Raw genomic sequence first — 14,781 nt, forward strand, 5'->3', positions numbered from 1 at the left:
CGAAGCTCCTGGTGTGTGAACGACTCGTCTTTGGCGGACAAGTCCTCACCTACCAGGAGCTTCACTACTCCCACCAGCACAAACACAACCTTGACAGCCACACCCAACAACTAACCGAACGGCGTTGCGGCTAGTCCCTCTCCCCCACCAGCTCCTGCGTGCCCACCACCGCGAGCAGCTCGAGCTTGTCGGCGGTGTCCGTCCCGACGGCGGGCGTGAACCACAGCAGCCGCTGGCGCCCGTCCTCGCTGAACAGGTGCAGGCAGTTCACGTCGAGCAGCCCGAGCACGGGGTGCACCAGGCGCTTGCGGTCGGCGCGGCGGACGGCGACGTCGTGCTGCTCCCACAGCTCCGCGAACTCCGGTGAGCGGGCCCGGAGGTCGGCGACGAGCGACCGCGCCTCGGCGTCCCGGGCGGGACGGCGGGCCACGGCGGCGCGCACGTCCGCGACGAACGCCCGCGACTGCGTCGCGTGCTCCTCCTCGGGGTACAGGGCGCGCGCTCGCGGGTCGGTGAACCAGCGGCGCACGAAGCTCGCGTCCGGCCCCTGGAACCGCGAGTGGTCCCCGAGCAGCGCGACGGCGAGCGCGTTCTGCGCGAGCGTGACGTGCAGGTCGGTGATCACCTGCGCCGGGGTCGACGTCATGCGCGTGAGCAGGTCCGTCATGCCGGGGTGCACGTGCGCCGCCGGACCGCCGCTCACCGGCACCGGCCGCCCGGCCAGGTGGAAGAGGTGGTCGTGCTCGTCGGCGGTGAGGCGCAGCGCCCGGGCGAGCGCGGCGAGCATCTGCTCGGACGGCTGGGAGCCTGCGCCGCGCTCGAGCTCGCTGTAGTAGTCGACCGACGCGCCCGCGAGCAGCGCCACCTCGTCGCGGCGGAGCCCCGCCACGCGGCGGCGCGGGCCGGCGACGAGGCCGACGTCCTCGGGGCGGATGCGCTCCCGGCGCGACCGGAGGAACGCACCCAGCTCGGCGTACTTCGTGGTGCTCATGAGACCAGTGTGCGCGAGGCGTGGCCGGCGACCCAGGGGACGGCATCCCCTGGTACGGGCGCGGGGGCGGGCGGAAGGTGAGCAGGCCAACCCTTTCGAGAAAGGTCGTTTCCCATGCCCTTCGCCAACCTCAAGGTTCCCGCCGACACCCTCACCCCCGAGTCGAGGAAGAGGCTCCAGGACGCCGTGACCGAGGCCTTCGTGGCCATCTACGGCGAGCGCGCCCGCGGCACGACGCTGGTCATCCTGGAGGAGGTGGCCGACGGCGGGTGGAGCCTCGGCGGCACCATCCTCAACCGCGACGTGCTGGGCGTGAGCTGAGGCGAGCCTGCGCGGGCGACATGGAGGTGGCCGCGGGTCCCGGCTCAGGTCAGGTCGGTGCCGTAGACGAGGATCTCACCGCCGTCGTGCGGCACCGACCGCTCCAGGCGCAGCCCGATCTTCCGGGCGACCCGCTGCGAGGGCACGTTCCGCGGATGGATGATCGCGATCAGGTGCTCTGCCCCCGCCGCGCGGGCGGCGTCCCGGCACGCCGTCGCCGCCTCGGTCGCGTACCCGCGCCCCTGGAGCCCCGCGCGGACGTGGTAGCCGACCTCGACGTGCCGCTCCCCGCCGACGGACTGCCAGGTCAGGCCGCAGTCCCCGACGAAGTCGCCGTCGTGCGTCTCCACGATCCACAGCCCGAAGCCGTGCTCCGCGTAGCTGCGCACGCTCCAGTCGATCCAGGCCTGGGCCTGAGCCCGGGTCTTCGGCGCCGGGTAGTAGCGCATCACCTCCGGGTCGCCGAGGAGGGCAGCCATGTGGTCGAGGTCGTCGGCGGTCATCTCACGGAACCGGAGGCGTGGCGTGGGTGGGGGATCATCAGGGCAGGCTATGCAGCGGTCAGGTCTTCGGCCCGTTCCGTGTCGCCATGTCGTCATCGCCTGCTGTGAGCGGCTCGCCGCGGCTTACCGGATCTGACGCATGCACCCCACGACGCGGTACGTGGACCAGCTCCATCAGCGTCCTGCACCTCGCGCTGACGGCCTAGACGAATCCCTCCTCCACGAGCCGGCAGCCCTCACGGGTGATGACGTGCCGCTGGCCCGAGCCGCCGACGACCCGGATCCAGCTCTCGGCCTCGACGCCGTCCGGGATCGCCCGGAGCGCGAACCCGCCGTACATCCCGGGCACGGGGTACGAGAGCGCGCCGACCTCGTGGACGACGGCGGTCTGCGCGTAGCGGAGCCTGACGGTGAGGGCAGGGCGGACGCGCGCCTCGACGAGGCCCTGGAGGTGTCCGTCCAGGACGGCGAACGGGAGCGCTCCGGGCTCCGGCCGAACCTCCTCGGTGAGCTGCTCGTGGCCGCGTTCCCGGGCGATGTCGGCGGCGGTCCGGCCGTCGGCGGTGCGCAGCGTGCGCCAGGCGCCCCGCCGGAGCAGCTCGCGGACGACCTCGACCGGCGCGCCGTGCCAGGCGGCCTGGTGGAGCGGCGTGAAGCCGGACGCGCCGCCGATGCGCCAGATGTTCGGGTGGTCCGGGTCGTCCCCGCTGTCCAGGGCGGCGAAGACGTCGTCCCAGCGCGCGGAGCGGGCGGCGTCGGCGACGGCGTCGGCGCGGGCGAGGAAGGGCTCAGCGTAGGCGTCGCGGTCGGTGGCGGCGGGCCAGTGGCGGGCGTCCATCAGTCGCACTCGTCGCAGCGGCCGCTCGCCGGGAGCTGGACGAAGCAGGTCGGGCAGACGGCCGGGAGCTGGGCGGGCGCGGCCTCCCCTGCGGACCGGGTGGTGCGGTGCCCGGGCACCCACTCGCGCACGTAGCCGCCGTCCTCCTGGTGGACGTCGACGAACGTCTTGTGGAAGTACGCCGACGCCTCGATGCCGGGTCCCGCCGACACCGCGATGTACGAGCGGGACGCCGGGATCCAGACCTGCGCCGTGTCGAGCGCCGCGGCGACCTCGCGCATGTGCGGGCGGTGCTCGACCGGCACCGGGAGGGCCTCGAGGGCGGCGTCGAACGAGGTGTAGTGCGCGCGGCCGCCGGTGCTCAGGGCGTCGCGGCAGGACGAGCAGAGGGGGAGCTTGGCGAGGTCGAGCTCGGTGGCCGGTTCCAGGAGCGCGAGCGACTTCTCGGTGAGGTGCTGGCACTCGCGGGCGTGGAGCATCTTGCCTGTGGGGACGCGGAAGAGGGAGTCGAGGTCGATGTCGGGTGGGGTGGGGAGCATGAGCAAAGTATGGGGTTCACCACCGACAGCCCCGAGGGTGATTCCCGCCCCGGAGCGGGTCACGACCCGTCTCGACCCACCCGGGCCGTGCGAAGCTGAGACTCATGGACGCCCCTGACCACCGACGCGGTTGGCTGCTGATGTCGACCGAGGGCGGGTCGTTGTACGACGACCGACTCGGCATCGAGTACCCGTACGACAGCAATGTCCAGAACTACAAGCGGCTGAAGCAGGGCGACCCGATCGCGTTGTGGGACGGCGAGCAGCTCTTGGGTATCTCCGTGATCGAGGACATCACGTCGGAGGCCGGCACGAAGACGCTGTATCGCTGCCCGGAGTGCGGGCGGACCCGCCCGAACCCGCCCTCGACGAAGAATCCGCAGTTCCGGTGCTCGAGGCCGACATGCAGGAAGTCGTTCGACACGCCCGTCATCGAGACCGTCGAGGTGACGAGGTACGCGGCCGTGTACGACGCCGGCTGGACATCACTCGACAGCCTCGTGAACCGGGACGAGATCCGGCCGTTCCTCCTCAAGAGCGCCAGCTTCAACGCTATCCGTGAACTCGACTGGACTGCGTTCGAGAACCTGCTCGCAGCCAAGGGCGCCCGGCGTGCTCTCGGCCGGATCGCTGCTCGAGTTCCGGACCTGTCCTATCGCCTGCCGACCGAACCGCAGATCGAGCTCGCCCACGGTTTCAACCAGTCGATCGTCCGGGTCCGACGAGGGCAGCGAGAGTTCCGCCGACACATTCTCGCCAGCCAGGGCAGCCGGTGTGCTTTCACCGGCGACGCTCCACCGAATGCTCTCGAAGCGGGCCACCTGTACAGCTACGCCCAGCTCGGCGAGCACGTCGAGTACGGCGGACTGATGCTGCGCCGGGACATTCATCGGCTCTTCGACGACGGCCTGCTCTCGGTCGAACCCACGCGCCTGCGGATCGACGTCGCCCCCGATCTGTCGACGTATCCGCAGTATGCCGCGTTGCACGACAGGGAGCTCATGACCGAGCTGCGCACGGGACAGGCCGAATGGCTGGACCGGCACTGGCAGGAACATCGGGAGGCGTCCGGCTTCCACCGTGTGTGACGCCACCGCCGAAACGCCCGCCAGACCGGCATGCCTTCAGCAATCACGCCTTCCCGGCGTTGCCACCCTCGGTGGTGTCCACGGTAATCACGTCGGGCATCGAGAGCGCTCGCCACCTCCCCAGATCCGGCTCGGACCCGGTCAGCGCGGCGGCGAGCAGTGTCCACGCCGTGCCATGCCCGACCAGAACGATGTCTCGCCCGGGATGGTCTTCGATGATCCGCCCGGCCGCCACGACCGTCCTCGCCTGCGTACGGGCCGTCGGCTCCCACCCCGGACGAACCTCTGCGTCCGGGGTCGCGAAAGCCTCGGCGATCGCACGGACGAAGTCCGGCACCAGTCCCGCCGCCTGGCGCTCGTGCTCCCTCAGGTCCCGCACCACCGGGACGTCCCGACCTGCGAGCAATCGGGCCGTCCGCACGGCCTTGGGTTCGGGCGAGGAGAACCAGACGGCGTCGGCCGACCACGGCGCACGTGCGGCCAGCTCCGTCACGAGATGCTCGTGGTCGGGATCGAGGACCCAGGCCGAGGACGGGACGGAGGGGTCGATGATCGGGCGACCGTGCCGGACCAGGTAGAGCACCACGACGTCAGCGTAGATGTCCGTCTGTCGCTCTCTGAGGACGCCAGCACACCACGGACGACGTCGAGTGCCGCGCACTGCGCGCCGTGCCCCGTCCGGGTGCCGCGATCAGCCGGGCAACGACTCAACTCCCCCACTGGGTCGCGCCTGCTTCGACCCACGACGGCAGGTCGGGTGCGGCGTCGAAGGTGTACAGCGTGTACTCCGGACACCCAGGGAGTACGGAGACGCCGGACTCGGCATGATCTGGCGCGAACCAGATGATCTCTCCCGTGCGCCGGTGCGCGAGCGTGAGGTTCCCGTTCGCCTCGGTCGCCACGACCACGAAGTCCTCCGACTTGACCGGGACCTCGAGCCCCTCGTCGGTCCACATCCATCGGTAGGCGGCGAACACACCGTCCACCCCGCTGCCGGCTGCCTCTCGGGTCAGGACGGCATCGCAGTTGATCCACCACCAGGGACTCGTGGGCTCGCCGAAGTGCCCCACGATCCCTCCTGTGGCCGTCCAGACCGACCGCAGGGTCTCCGGCACCTCGGCGCCGTTGTCATCGGGCTCGGGGGACCGGCAGAGCCACCCTCGGCGCGCGGCTGCCGGCCCCCAGGCGAGCAGCTCGTGACCGACGCCGTCGATGCGCACCGGCGTAGTCGTCGCCGTCGAGAGCAGGCGCGAGAACGCGGGCAGACCCGGAAGCTTCACGGGCCGGTGCTGCTCGGGCGGGCCTCCTACGGAGATGTCTTCCGCAAGCCAGGAGCACTGTGCGAGCAGCCGGTCGACGTCGTTCATCGGGCACCGACCACAGATCGTGGATGGTCGCCGTCGCTCCACCTATACCGAGACACGAACGCACGTTAGCCGAGGTCGATGAGCAACAAGCCCGCGCCCGTAAGGGTCGACGCGAGGCCCGGACGCCCGCCTCATCGCACCATCCGCATCTCGACGATGCCGAGATCGTCGGTGAACTCCGCCCCCTCGACCCGGAACCCGTGCTTCTCGTAGAACCGCCGCGCCCGCGGATTGCCCTCCGCGACCCACAGCTCGGCGGGCCGGGTCGGCGGCAGGACGGCGTCGAGGAGCAGCGCACCGACCCCGGTCCCGTGGCACTCCCCGATCACGTACAGCGACCACAGCTCGTCGGACCGAACCGGCGGGATGCCTTCCTTGACACGCGTCGCCGACGCCTTCCCGAACCCCACCACCCGCCCGTCGACGACGGCGACCGACGGCGGCGTCGCCCCCGGTTCGATCAGCCGCGCCTGCCATCGCTCCGTGCGGTGCTCGACCGTGTCGGTCTCCCAGTGCACAGCCGGCAGCAAGCCGGAGTACGTCTCCACCCAGGCGGTGTGGTGCACGACGGCGATCGCGCGGGCGTCATCAGGGGTGGCGGGGCGGACGCGTGGCTCGCTCATCGGGTCACGATGGCATGGTCGCCTCCGCACGACGAAGCGATTTCACTCCAGTGGTCGCGTCAGCGGAGATGGCTCCCTCATGGGCTGTCACTCGACCAGGGTGCCGCACACCTCCCTGTACATGAAGGGAATCTGTCGAACATTCAGGTTCTCAGTCACCCAATCAGCCCTGACCGCACCTTCCTTTGGCAAAACGACCTGTGAAGGAGCGATTCTCTCGTGACCGACCTACTCATCGCAGCACTCGCCTCCACCAACGGTGCAAGGCTCGTCTTCCTGACGGCATGCGCTCTAGTGGCAGGGCGGTGCGTCCAAGAGATCGCTGGCATGGTCAAAGGCGCCTGTAGGGTCATCGAGCGCTGGGTCACCGCAGAATCAGAGCGCCGAGCCGAGTCCCAGAGGATGCACGACTTCGGTGCCATGTCACCAGCCACCCAACTGAACTACGCCCGCCTCGTGGAGGCACGAACGCGACGCCGACAGCGCGCGAAGCGCACGTGAGCGCCTCACCCCTTCAGCGGGTCATGCCCCCAGTTCATCAACGAGTACCGCCACGGCGTCTCCGTCACGTCACCGTCCGGCCGCTGCGCCAGGTGCCGGTGCACGTACCCGACGACCTTGCGCATGTGCGCCCGGTCGTCGTCGGTCAGGTCGGCCTTCTTGGTGCGCAGCAGCGTCACGATGCGTCGTCCGGACTCGTGTCCCACCGATTCGCCGCCGTCGGACTGGCCGACCGCCTTCGACTTGTCGGTGTCGAGCCACGTCTCCAGCTCGCCCGCGGTCATGTTGACGGCCTCGCCGAACTCGTCGTCGGCCTCGTCGCTCATGCGTCCTCGTCCAGCGCCGTCGGCCTGTGCACCGCGTCCTTGCCGGTCTTGTCGCTGCGCACCCGGTACTGCGGGTCGTCCTCCGACGCGCGGACCGTCCGCCCCGCGGCCTCCGTGTCCTCGGTGATCTCCTCGACCACCTCGCCGTGCACGGTCTGCCCGTGGCTGCGCCAGGTGACCTCGTCGCCCGTGCGGTAGGTGTCGTCGCTCATGACCTCAGGGTGTGCAGGCCCGCCGCGGCTCGCATCAGCAACGAGGCCTGTTCACCACAGGCCGCCGCCCTTGCGACGCTTGCTGCTGCTCCCCCACAGCCGCTTGGTCAGATCCTTGCTGCGGCCCTTCGTCGTGCTCCCCCACAAGCCTCGCTTCCAGCTCTTCGCCCGAGACTGACGACCCCACAGACCAGCCATCACCGACCCCCTCGCGTGCGGACAGGCTTCCATGCTAGGTAAGCCCCCGCGCCCTGCGCATCACAGGCTTGCTGACGGCTCGTTGACACTCCGCCGGAGCGACCGGTCGGCGACCGTGACGAGCAGCGCACCGGCCGCGAGCGCCAGGACGACGATCGCGATGACGTGCATCCCCTGGTCGGACGGCGCGTCGCCGAACACGGGCCCGAGGATGCTCGAGGCGGCGATGGCGCCGATCTGCACGGACGTGCGGGACAGCCCGGAGGCCGAGCCGATCTGCGCGGCCGGCGCGCGGCGGAACAGGACCGCCTGGTTCGACACCGAGGAGAGCCCCTGCGCGACGCCGAACAGCCCCATGATGACGAGCAGGAACCAGACGGGCGATCCGACGTCGAGGAAGAGCAGGAACACGCCGCCGACCACGGAGGCGGTGGCCGCCACGAGGAGGGGGCCGCGCACCCGTGGCGTGCGGGCGATGGCGAGCGAGGTGACGGCGGCGCCGACGGCGGAGGGCAGCTGCAGCAGCCCGGCGGCGTCGCTGGTGTATCCGGCGACGGCCTGGGCCCACTGCGTGAACCCGTACACCACGAGGTAGATGCCGGTGTAGACGAGGAAGAGGCGCGCGTAGGTCGCGGTCAGCGCGTGGTTGGACGCGAGCATCCGCACGTCGACGAACGGCGCCTGCTGCCCGCGCTCCCACAGCACGAGTCCGACGAGCGCGACGACGGCGACCGCGACGAGCCACAGGGCGCGGGTCTCGAGGTGCAGGAAGAAGAACACGGCGCTGGTGATCCCGACGGCGAACAGGAGCATGCCGGGGAGGTCGAGCGACCGGACCCCGACCGTCCCTCGCGCGCCCGAGCGGGTGCGGTCGGACGGGAGCCACAGGAGGGTGAGCACGATGGTCAGGGCCGCGAAGGGGACGTTGACGAGGAAGATCGACTGCCAGGTGAAGTGCTGGAGCAGGAGGCCGCCGAGCACCGGGCCGATGGCGGCGGTGACCAGGCCGGAGATCGACAGCCCGGAGAGGAGGACCTGCGGGGCCTTGCGGTCGAGCCGCTTCTCCTGATCCCGGATGATCGTCATCGCGGCGGGGTAGGCGGACGAGGTGCCGATCCCGATCGCCAGGCGCGCGACGAGGGCTCCGGCGAAGGTCGGGGCGAGGAGCGGCACCAGTCCCCCGACGCCGGCGATAACCAGGCCGGCGAGGTACACGCGGCGCGGGCCGAAGAGGTCCGCGAGCTTGCCCATCGTGGGCTGGAAGACCGAGCTGACGATGTACAGGCCGGCGACCAGCCAGATCACGACCGAGGCGGAGGTGTGTGTCGCCCTCGCGATCGGCACCAGGGCGACCGAGATCATCGTCGTGTTGATCGGGTTCAGCGCGGGCCCGATGAGGACGGGAGCCCCGAACCGCCCGCCGAACCCGACCGCCGACGGCGCGCTCATGCGTGGTGTCCGAGGTCTTCCAGCATCGACAGCACGGTGGAGAGCTGCGCCCGCTGATCCGTCGTGAGCTCGCGCTCGAGCAGGCTCGCCAGGTCGCGGTCGCGGCGCTCGTTGACCTGTGCCATCGCGGCCACGCCGTCGTCGGTCAGCCGCACGTTCTCCCGACGTCGGTCCGTCTCGTCCGGGACCTTCGTGACCAGCCCCTTCTCCACGAGGGCGCGAACCACGGCGCCCATCGTCTGGGGGCGCAGCGCCTCCTGCTGCGCGAGGGCCGCGGTCGTGAGCTCCCCGTGCCGGAACAGCCTGCTCAGCACCATCTCCTCGGAGCGCGTCAGCCCGTCGAGCCGCCCGGGCTGCCGGACCACGCGCCGCAGCCGGTCGGTCGCCAGACGGAGGCGTTGCGCGAGCCGCAGTGCGGGCTCTTCCGTCGTCGTCTCGTCCATGTCCCGAGTGTCGTTCATCGGCAAGTCGCTCCGGCGCGTCCGCGCGGGGCATGCGCGAAGCCTCTGGGAGTCCTCCGCGCTCCAGGGCCCCGAGACCCTCACCGTCACGAGCGCGGCGTTCGCACCCGGCGGGCAGATCCCACCCGAGGCGCACCGGGGCGAGGGCGCCGGGGCGAACCAGTCCCCACCGCTGGCCTGGAGCGACGTGCCGGGCGGCACGCGGCAGGTCGTGCTCGTCATCGACGACACGGACGTGCCGCTGCGGCGGCCGCTGGTGCACACCATCGCGGTACTGCCGCCGGACGTCACGTCGCTCGCCGAGAACGCCCTGACCCCCGACAGCGCGGTCGCGACGTTCGTCCCGGGCGCGTTCGGGCGGGTCGGGTACCACGGGCCGCGGCCGATCGTCGGGCACGGGGTGCACCACTACGGGTTCGCCGTCTACGCGCTGTCGGTGGCGGTGGGCCACGTGACGAGCGTGCAGGAACTGCTCGCGGCGGCAGACGGGACGGTGCTCGCGCGGGGGCGGATCATCGGGACGGACCAGCGGTAGGTCCGCGAGGATCTGACCATGAGTGCACCGAGCCTGCTCGACGGCCTGGCCGACGCCGCCCGCCTCACGCCCCTCCCCCGGCCGGTGGACTGGGCGCACGCCGAGCAGCACCTCGGCCTGGCCGTGCCGGACGACTACCGCCGGCTCGTCGACGCGGGCGGGGCGGGTCTCTGGTTCGACGACCTCCGGCTGTACGCGCCGGGCATCGCGGGACACGACCTCCTCGAGGCCGCCGGCGTGTTCGAGGACCTGCTGCTCCTCTGGACACTCGACCCGGAGCACCGCCCCGCCGACCTGCCCGACGACGCACACCTCGTCGCCTGGGCGGACACCGGCAGCGGGGCGACGCTCTTCTGGCGCATCGACGCCGGGGACTCGTCCGGCCCGTACCCGATCTACGTGGAGGACGGCGACGGCGCGCGGTGGGAGAGGTTCGACGTGTCCGCCACGGAGCTCCTGCTCGGGGTGCTGCGGGGGACGGTCGGCGGCGAGCTGATCCCGACCTCCTTCATGGACACGGACCAGGTCTTCCGGCCGTACGACGCCGGGCGGTAGAGCGCGTCAGCGCCCCGTCTCGTCCAGCAGGCCCGCGTCCCGCACCACCATCGCCGCCGACACCCGGTTGTCGACGCGGAGCTTGCCGAACACCCGGGTGAGGTTGGCTTTCACGGTCGCGACGCTGAGGTGCATGCGGTTCCCGATCTCGGCGTTCGACAGCCCGCGGGCCATCAGCACGGCGGCCTCACGCTCACGCCCGGTGAGCTCGGCGGCAGCTCGCGCGGCATCCGGGTCGGTCCGGGGGCGGCGGGCGGCCGCGGCGATGACCGTCGTCGTGATCGCGGGAGACAGCACCGGGTCGCCCCGGTGCACCGCCTTGACGGCCGCGATCATCTCGGGCGGTTCGGCATCCTTGAGCAGGAACCCCGCCGCGCCGTCGGCCAGGGCCGTGAGGACGTCGTCGCCGGTGTGGTAGGTCGTGAGCACTACGACGCGTGGGCCCGGCGTCGTGCGGCTCCGCAGGCGGCGGAGCACGGCGAGGCCGTCAAGCACCGGCATCCTGATGTCGAGCAGCACGACGTCCGGCTGCAGACGCTCGATCTGCGCCAGTCCCTCGGCGCCGTCCGCTGCCTCACCGATGACCACCAGGCCGGGGTCACCGCCGAGGACGAGACGCAGGCCCCTGCGCACCATCGGGTCGTCGTCGACCAGGAGGATCGAGACCTGCCCGGGCACCTCGTCCGCGTTCACCGCACCTCCCCGGTGGGCAGGACGGCGTCCAGGACGAAATCGCCGTCGACGATCTCGTGCCGGGCCGTCCCCGCGACGGCCGCGGTCCGCTCGGCCACGCCGACCAGCCCGTACCCCGGCTGCCCACCAGGGACGCCGGTCGCGGGGACGGGGTTGCTGACCCGGATCCGCACCTCGTGGCCGGTGTGCGTGACCCGCACAGTGACGGGCTCGCCGGGTGCGTGCTTGCGCGCGTTCGTCAGCGCCTCCTGCACGATCCGGTACGCCTGGCGGCTCACGTACTCGGGCACGGTCCCCGCACCGGTGATCCGGTGGTCGATCGACTGGCCCGACTCCTCCGCCTCCGCGACGAGGACGGGCAGCTCCAGCAGGGTGGGCTGCGGCGCCTCGGGCTCGGCATCGGGCTTCCGGCGCAGGGTGCCGAGCACCGTGCGGAGGTCGGCCAGCGACTGGCGCGCGTCGGACTGGATCTGCGCGGCCGTGTCCCGGGCCGTGCCGGAGTCGAGGTCCGTGCGGTAGGCCAGGACACCCGCGTTGAGCGCGACGAGCGACAGCCGGTGGGCCAGGACGTCGTGCATCTCGCGCGCGATGCGCTCCCGTTCGGCCATGCGTGCCTGCTCGAGCCGCGCCTCGTCGGCCTCGCGCCGCGCGAGGGCGGCCGCCGACTGCTGCCGCGTCTCGGCCGTCCGGCTCGTGACCAGCCAGCCGGTCAGCGTCGCCAGAGCCGTGCCCGCGACCGTCAGCGTGAGCTCGAAGGTCGAAGCAGAGCTCCACGGCTCGTCGGCCGCCAGCATGAGCAGCCCGACCAGCTTCAGCGCCACAACGCCCGCCCCCGCGGCGATCGCGACCTGCCGGGAGCCGCGTCGCGCGAGCGACGCCTGGCAGTAGAGGACGGCGCCGAGGGCCGCCGGGGAGACCACCAGCGTCACCCCGGCGACGACCACCGCGGCGAGCGGGTGCCGGCGGTGGAGCAGCACGGCGAGCACGCCGACGGTCCCGCTCCCCGCGACGAGCGCCACCAACGGCCAGGGGACCTCCGGGAGACGAGCCAGGACCGGCGTCAGGTAGTAGAGCCACAGCCCTGCCGCCACCGACCAGCCGACGACGGCGCGCGTCGACGCCGCGTCACCAGGAACCGAAGGGCTCGCGGGCACGGAAAGCTGCGGGGAGGTCACCCGGTCAGTCTAGGAATCGCCGTGCGAGCGCCTTAGCGACCTTCGGCTCGCGTTCGCCGGCCCATCGGCCGACGGCGTCCAGCCGGGAGCCCGATGCCGTCGGCCGGTCGGCGGTGGTGCAGTGCTGCCATGATCAGATTCGACAGCGTCACCAAGACGTACCACGGCCAGGTGGTGCTCGACGCGGTGGACCTCCACGCCCCGGCGGGAGCGGTCACCGGTTTCCTCGGTCCGAACGGCGCCGGCAAGTCGACGGCCCTGCGCATCCTCGTCGGCCTGGCCCGGGCGGACCACGGGCAGGCCACGATCGGCGGTCGTCCGTACCGCCTCCTGGAGCGCCCCGCGGCGACCGTCGGCGTGCTGCTCGACGCGAACGCCGTCCACCCGGGCCGCACCGGGCGCGAGACGCTGACGCTCACCTGTCTCGCGCTCGGGCTGCCGCGACGCCGGGTTGACGAGGCGCTGGACCTCGTGGGGCTGAGCCGCCGCGAGGGACGACGGCGGGTGCAGGGCTACTCGCTCGGGATGCGGCAGCGCCTCGGTCTGGCGCACGCGCTGCTGGGCGAGCCGGACGTCCTCGTGCTCGACGAGCCTGCCAACGGGCTCGACCCCCAGGGCCAGCGCTGGCTCGCCGAGCTGCTCCGGGACCAGGCCGCGCAGGGCCGCACGGTCCTGCTGTCGAGCCATCAGCTCGCCGAGGTGGAGCACCTCGCCGACCACCTCGTCATCATCGGTGGCGGGCAGATCCTCAGCTCCGGCACGACGGCGGACCTGGCCGCGGCGCACGGCAGCATCGCCGACCACTACTTCGCCCTGACCGACGGCGTGGACCGCGCGGCTGCCGCCCACGACGGACGGACCGCGGCATGATCGCCCGGCTCTGCCTGGTCGAGCTGCGCAAGCTCGTCGACACGATCTCGGGCGCCGTGCTGATCGGCGTCGCCGCGGTGCTCGCCGGGGTGTTCGGCGGCGGTGCGCTGCTCCTGCGTCCGGGAGCGCCGTTCTCCGAGGTGGCGCAGCTGGCGGGGGTGCCGGGCGGGACGCTCGTCGTCGTCATGGCGATCCTCCTGGTCACGGCCGAGGGAAGCCACCGGACGGCGCTGGTCACCTACACCGTGACCCCGCACCGCCGGCGGGTGGCTGCGGCCAAGGCGGTCGCGGCGGCGACGCTCGGGCTGCTGGTCGTCGTGTTCGCCGTCGTGGCCGCGACGGTGATCGTGCCGGTCGGCGCCCTGGTGACCGGCGACGTTGCGAACTGGTCCGTCGAGACGGCGACGCTGGCCTGCTGGGCCGCCGGGACGGTGATCGGCGCACTGTCAGGGTGGGCGCTCGGCCTGGCGATCGGCAACGCACCGGCGGCGATCGTCCTGGTGCTGGTGTGGCCGATGATGACCGGGATGCTGGCCAACGTGTCCGCGCTGGTCCCCGTCCTGCCGTGGCTCGACAGCGCGGCGGTCGCCGGGTTCGCGGACGGGGTGGACCCGGGCGACCTGGGGCGGTTCCTCAGCGGGCTGGCGGCCTGGGTGGTCGTTCCTGCCGTCGTCGGGCTGGTTCGGGTCACGCGGGGGGAGGTGCGGTGAGGCGGGTGCTTCTCTGAGGACGGGGGCGCCGTGGGTTCTTGCCCCCAACGACCACCGCCGCCGTACGGTTTGCCCAAATTACCGGGGGTGAGGATGCCCACGATGCCGCTCGGGCATGCGCCGGCACCCCCACCGGTCGCGAGCTCCCGTCCCGTAGCCCGCGAGTGGTGGCAGCGACTTCTTCGAGAGGCTGCGATCAACGAGATGGACGAGACGCTGCTCAGGTTGCAGAAGGCCGGTGACGAGGTGATGGGCGGTGACGGCGTGGTCGAACTGACGACGAACAGCACGAAGGCCGCCGAGTTCATCGAGGCCCGGATGAAGCAACTCGGCATCCGAGGATATGTTCGGATCGTCCCGGAGTGATTGGAGATCCATGACAGACCTTCTGGTGGCAGTTACCCCGGGTGAACACAGGTTTGATTCCGATCGGATCGCCGCTGCCGCTGTGCGGCGATGGCCGTCCGCCGAGGACGTCGACATCACAGGTCCTGAACTCGCTGACCTGGCCCGCCTGCTGTCCAAGCAGCTCACGATCGGAGATGGTCGGCACGTCGTGGTGGCGAACTTCCACGCGGACAACCAGGCCATCGGAGTCGAGGGCGACGACGAGCTCGAAGCCGAGTTCATCGCCCTCCTGGCCCAGCACACAACATTCCCGGACGACGGGATCGTCGTCGTGCACTGGGCCGACGACATCGTTGCCCTTCGGCCGAACATGGCTCCGGCTGAAGTCCAGGCACTACACGGTTAGCAGTCGGAGCTCGCCGGGAGTCGCTGGACGAACCGTCGGCCCTCCAGATCGCGAGTCCCTTACTGATTCAGG

Annotated in this window: 21 protein-coding genes; 8 read left to right on the forward strand and 13 right to left on the reverse strand. The window is 71.5% G+C overall.

What is annotated here, in order from left to right; all coding sequences use genetic code 11:
- Positions 1 to 130 precede the first annotated feature (130 nt).
- Positions 131 to 991, reverse strand: coding sequence for a helix-turn-helix transcriptional regulator (locus tag HLB15_RS05865; RefSeq protein ID WP_171104373.1), 861 nt, complete (start codon positions 989 to 991; stop codon positions 131 to 133).
- Between the two features lie 114 nt (positions 992 to 1,105).
- Here HLB15_RS05865 and HLB15_RS05870 point away from each other — a divergent pair, with 114 nt between their 5' ends.
- Positions 1,106 to 1,312, forward strand: a complete 207-nt coding sequence (locus HLB15_RS05870; protein WP_171104374.1) for a tautomerase family protein — start codon at positions 1,106 to 1,108, stop codon at positions 1,310 to 1,312.
- A 44-nt stretch (positions 1,313 to 1,356) separates the two neighbouring features.
- On the opposite strand, the gene HLB15_RS05875 is transcribed toward HLB15_RS05870, so the two are convergent.
- From HLB15_RS05875 to HLB15_RS05885, 3 genes are all read right to left on the reverse strand, one after another.
- Entirely contained in the window at positions 1,357 to 1,911 is a 555-nt protein-coding gene (locus HLB15_RS05875) for a GNAT family N-acetyltransferase (protein WP_171104375.1), read from the reverse strand.
- Between the two features lie 106 nt (positions 1,912 to 2,017).
- Positions 2,018 to 2,653, reverse strand: coding sequence for an ankyrin repeat domain-containing protein (locus tag HLB15_RS05880; protein WP_171104376.1), 636 nt, complete (start codon positions 2,651 to 2,653; stop codon positions 2,018 to 2,020).
- Positions 2,653 to 3,192, reverse strand: coding sequence for a hypothetical protein (locus tag HLB15_RS05885; protein WP_171104377.1), 540 nt, complete (start codon positions 3,190 to 3,192; stop codon positions 2,653 to 2,655). Before HLB15_RS05885 ends, HLB15_RS05880 begins: the two co-directional genes overlap by 1 nt.
- Before the next feature lie 104 nt (positions 3,193 to 3,296).
- On the opposite strand from HLB15_RS05885, the gene HLB15_RS05890 reads away from it, so the two are divergent.
- Positions 3,297 to 4,280, forward strand: coding sequence for an HNH endonuclease (locus HLB15_RS05890; protein WP_171104378.1), 984 nt, complete (start codon positions 3,297 to 3,299; stop codon positions 4,278 to 4,280).
- A 43-nt stretch (positions 4,281 to 4,323) separates the two neighbouring features.
- Here the strand turns inward: HLB15_RS05890 and HLB15_RS05895 are convergent, their stop codons facing one another.
- The 7 genes from HLB15_RS05895 to HLB15_RS05925 form a co-directional block, all read right to left on the reverse strand.
- Positions 4,324 to 4,866, reverse strand: coding sequence for a histidine phosphatase family protein (locus HLB15_RS05895; protein ID WP_171104379.1), 543 nt, complete (start codon positions 4,864 to 4,866; stop codon positions 4,324 to 4,326).
- A 121-nt stretch (positions 4,867 to 4,987) separates the two neighbouring features.
- A complete protein-coding gene (locus tag HLB15_RS05900) occupies positions 4,988 to 5,560 on the reverse strand; it encodes a hypothetical protein (protein ID WP_171104380.1) in 573 nt (190 codons plus the stop codon).
- 218 nt (positions 5,561 to 5,778) lie between these two features.
- A complete protein-coding gene (locus HLB15_RS05905; protein ID WP_171104381.1) occupies positions 5,779 to 6,270 on the reverse strand; it encodes a GNAT family N-acetyltransferase in 492 nt (163 codons plus the stop codon).
- A 506-nt stretch (positions 6,271 to 6,776) separates the two neighbouring features.
- Positions 6,777 to 7,097 (reverse strand): DUF3140 domain-containing protein, encoded by a 321-nt coding sequence (locus HLB15_RS05910; protein ID WP_171104382.1) that lies wholly within the window; start codon positions 7,095 to 7,097, stop codon positions 6,777 to 6,779.
- On the reverse strand, positions 7,094 to 7,309 hold the full coding sequence (locus tag HLB15_RS05915) for a hypervirulence associated TUDOR domain-containing protein (RefSeq protein ID WP_171104383.1): 216 nt from the start codon (positions 7,307 to 7,309) through the stop codon (positions 7,094 to 7,096). Before HLB15_RS05915 ends, HLB15_RS05910 begins: the two co-directional genes overlap by 4 nt.
- Positions 7,310 to 7,567: 258 nt before the next feature.
- The gene (locus HLB15_RS05920; protein ID WP_171104384.1) at positions 7,568 to 8,956 is read right to left on the reverse strand and encodes an MFS transporter; all 1,389 of its coding nucleotides are present in this window, start codon (positions 8,954 to 8,956) and stop codon (positions 7,568 to 7,570) included.
- Positions 8,953 to 9,399, reverse strand: coding sequence for a MarR family winged helix-turn-helix transcriptional regulator (locus HLB15_RS05925; protein ID WP_171104385.1), 447 nt, complete (start codon positions 9,397 to 9,399; stop codon positions 8,953 to 8,955). Before HLB15_RS05925 ends, HLB15_RS05920 begins: the two co-directional genes overlap by 4 nt.
- Here HLB15_RS05925 and HLB15_RS05930 point away from each other — a divergent pair.
- Together HLB15_RS05930 and HLB15_RS05935 are read left to right on the forward strand one after the other, a co-directional pair.
- Positions 9,398 to 9,952 carry a YbhB/YbcL family Raf kinase inhibitor-like protein gene (locus tag HLB15_RS05930; protein WP_171104386.1) on the forward strand — a complete coding sequence of 185 codons (555 nt, stop codon included), beginning with the start codon at positions 9,398 to 9,400 and terminating at the stop codon, positions 9,950 to 9,952. The two genes, HLB15_RS05925 and HLB15_RS05930, sit on opposite strands and share 2 nt — an antisense overlap.
- Positions 9,953 to 9,970: 18 nt before the next feature.
- Positions 9,971 to 10,507 carry an SMI1/KNR4 family protein gene (locus HLB15_RS05935; RefSeq protein WP_171104387.1) on the forward strand — a complete coding sequence of 179 codons (537 nt, stop codon included), beginning with the start codon at positions 9,971 to 9,973 and terminating at the stop codon, positions 10,505 to 10,507.
- Positions 10,508 to 10,513: 6 nt separating this feature from the next.
- Here the strand turns inward: HLB15_RS05935 and HLB15_RS05940 are convergent, their stop codons facing one another.
- Positions 10,514 to 11,200 (reverse strand): response regulator, encoded by a 687-nt coding sequence (locus tag HLB15_RS05940; protein ID WP_229785623.1) that lies wholly within the window; start codon positions 11,198 to 11,200, stop codon positions 10,514 to 10,516.
- Positions 11,197 to 12,375, reverse strand: coding sequence for a sensor histidine kinase (locus tag HLB15_RS24720; protein WP_171104388.1), 1,179 nt, complete (start codon positions 12,373 to 12,375; stop codon positions 11,197 to 11,199). Before HLB15_RS24720 ends, HLB15_RS05940 begins: the two co-directional genes overlap by 4 nt.
- A gap of 129 nt (positions 12,376 to 12,504) precedes the next feature.
- Between HLB15_RS24720 and HLB15_RS05950 the strand changes: the two genes are divergently transcribed.
- The 4 genes from HLB15_RS05950 (at position 12,505) to HLB15_RS05965 (ending at position 14,709) form a co-directional block, all read left to right on the forward strand.
- Entirely contained in the window at positions 12,505 to 13,245 is a 741-nt protein-coding gene (locus HLB15_RS05950; RefSeq protein WP_171104389.1) for an ATP-binding cassette domain-containing protein, read from the forward strand.
- Positions 13,242 to 13,955: a hypothetical protein gene (locus tag HLB15_RS05955; protein WP_171104390.1), complete on the forward strand. Its 714-nt coding sequence runs from the start codon at positions 13,242 to 13,244 to the stop codon at positions 13,953 to 13,955. Before HLB15_RS05950 ends, HLB15_RS05955 begins: the two co-directional genes overlap by 4 nt.
- A gap of 204 nt (positions 13,956 to 14,159) precedes the next feature.
- Positions 14,160 to 14,321 (forward strand): hypothetical protein, encoded by a 162-nt coding sequence (locus HLB15_RS05960; RefSeq protein WP_171104391.1) that lies wholly within the window; start codon positions 14,160 to 14,162, stop codon positions 14,319 to 14,321.
- Between the two features lie 10 nt (positions 14,322 to 14,331).
- On the forward strand, positions 14,332 to 14,709 hold the full coding sequence (locus HLB15_RS05965) for a hypothetical protein (protein ID WP_171104392.1): 378 nt from the start codon (positions 14,332 to 14,334) through the stop codon (positions 14,707 to 14,709).
- Positions 14,710 to 14,781: the final 72 nt, after the last annotated feature.

This window comes from Promicromonospora citrea (genome assembly GCF_013004695.1).
GTDB lineage: Bacteria > Actinomycetota > Actinomycetes > Actinomycetales > Cellulomonadaceae > Promicromonospora > Promicromonospora citrea.

Coding starts and splice junctions, on each gene's coding strand:
- HLB15_RS05865 (WP_171104373.1), bottom strand. CDS start 991: ATGAGCACCACGAAGTACGCCGAGCTGGGTGCGTTCCTCCGGTCGCGC.
- HLB15_RS05870 (WP_171104374.1), top strand. CDS start 1,106: ATGCCCTTCGCCAACCTCAAGGTTCCCGCCGACACCCTCACCCCCGAG.
- HLB15_RS05875 (WP_171104375.1), bottom strand. CDS start 1,911: ATGACGACATGGCGACACGGAACGGGCCGAAGACCTGACCGCTGCATA.
- HLB15_RS05880 (WP_171104376.1), bottom strand. CDS start 2,653: ATGGACGCCCGCCACTGGCCCGCCGCCACCGACCGCGACGCCTACGCT.
- HLB15_RS05885 (WP_171104377.1), bottom strand. CDS start 3,192: ATGCTCCCCACCCCACCCGACATCGACCTCGACTCCCTCTTCCGCGTC.
- HLB15_RS05890 (WP_171104378.1), top strand. CDS start 3,297: ATGGACGCCCCTGACCACCGACGCGGTTGGCTGCTGATGTCGACCGAG.
- HLB15_RS05905 (WP_171104381.1), bottom strand. CDS start 6,270: ATGAGCGAGCCACGCGTCCGCCCCGCCACCCCTGATGACGCCCGCGCG.
- HLB15_RS05910 (WP_171104382.1), bottom strand. CDS start 7,097: ATGAGCGACGAGGCCGACGACGAGTTCGGCGAGGCCGTCAACATGACC.
- HLB15_RS05915 (WP_171104383.1), bottom strand. CDS start 7,309: ATGAGCGACGACACCTACCGCACGGGCGACGAGGTCACCTGGCGCAGC.
- HLB15_RS05920 (WP_171104384.1), bottom strand. CDS start 8,956: ATGAGCGCGCCGTCGGCGGTCGGGTTCGGCGGGCGGTTCGGGGCTCCC.
- HLB15_RS05930 (WP_171104386.1), top strand. CDS start 9,398: ATGTCCCGAGTGTCGTTCATCGGCAAGTCGCTCCGGCGCGTCCGCGCG.
- HLB15_RS05925 (WP_171104385.1), bottom strand. CDS start 9,399: ATGGACGAGACGACGACGGAAGAGCCCGCACTGCGGCTCGCGCAACGC.
- HLB15_RS05935 (WP_171104387.1), top strand. CDS start 9,971: ATGAGTGCACCGAGCCTGCTCGACGGCCTGGCCGACGCCGCCCGCCTC.
- HLB15_RS05950 (WP_171104389.1), top strand. CDS start 12,505: ATGATCAGATTCGACAGCGTCACCAAGACGTACCACGGCCAGGTGGTG.
- HLB15_RS05955 (WP_171104390.1), top strand. CDS start 13,242: ATGATCGCCCGGCTCTGCCTGGTCGAGCTGCGCAAGCTCGTCGACACG.
- HLB15_RS05960 (WP_171104391.1), top strand. CDS start 14,160: ATGGACGAGACGCTGCTCAGGTTGCAGAAGGCCGGTGACGAGGTGATG.
- HLB15_RS05965 (WP_171104392.1), top strand. CDS start 14,332: ATGACAGACCTTCTGGTGGCAGTTACCCCGGGTGAACACAGGTTTGAT.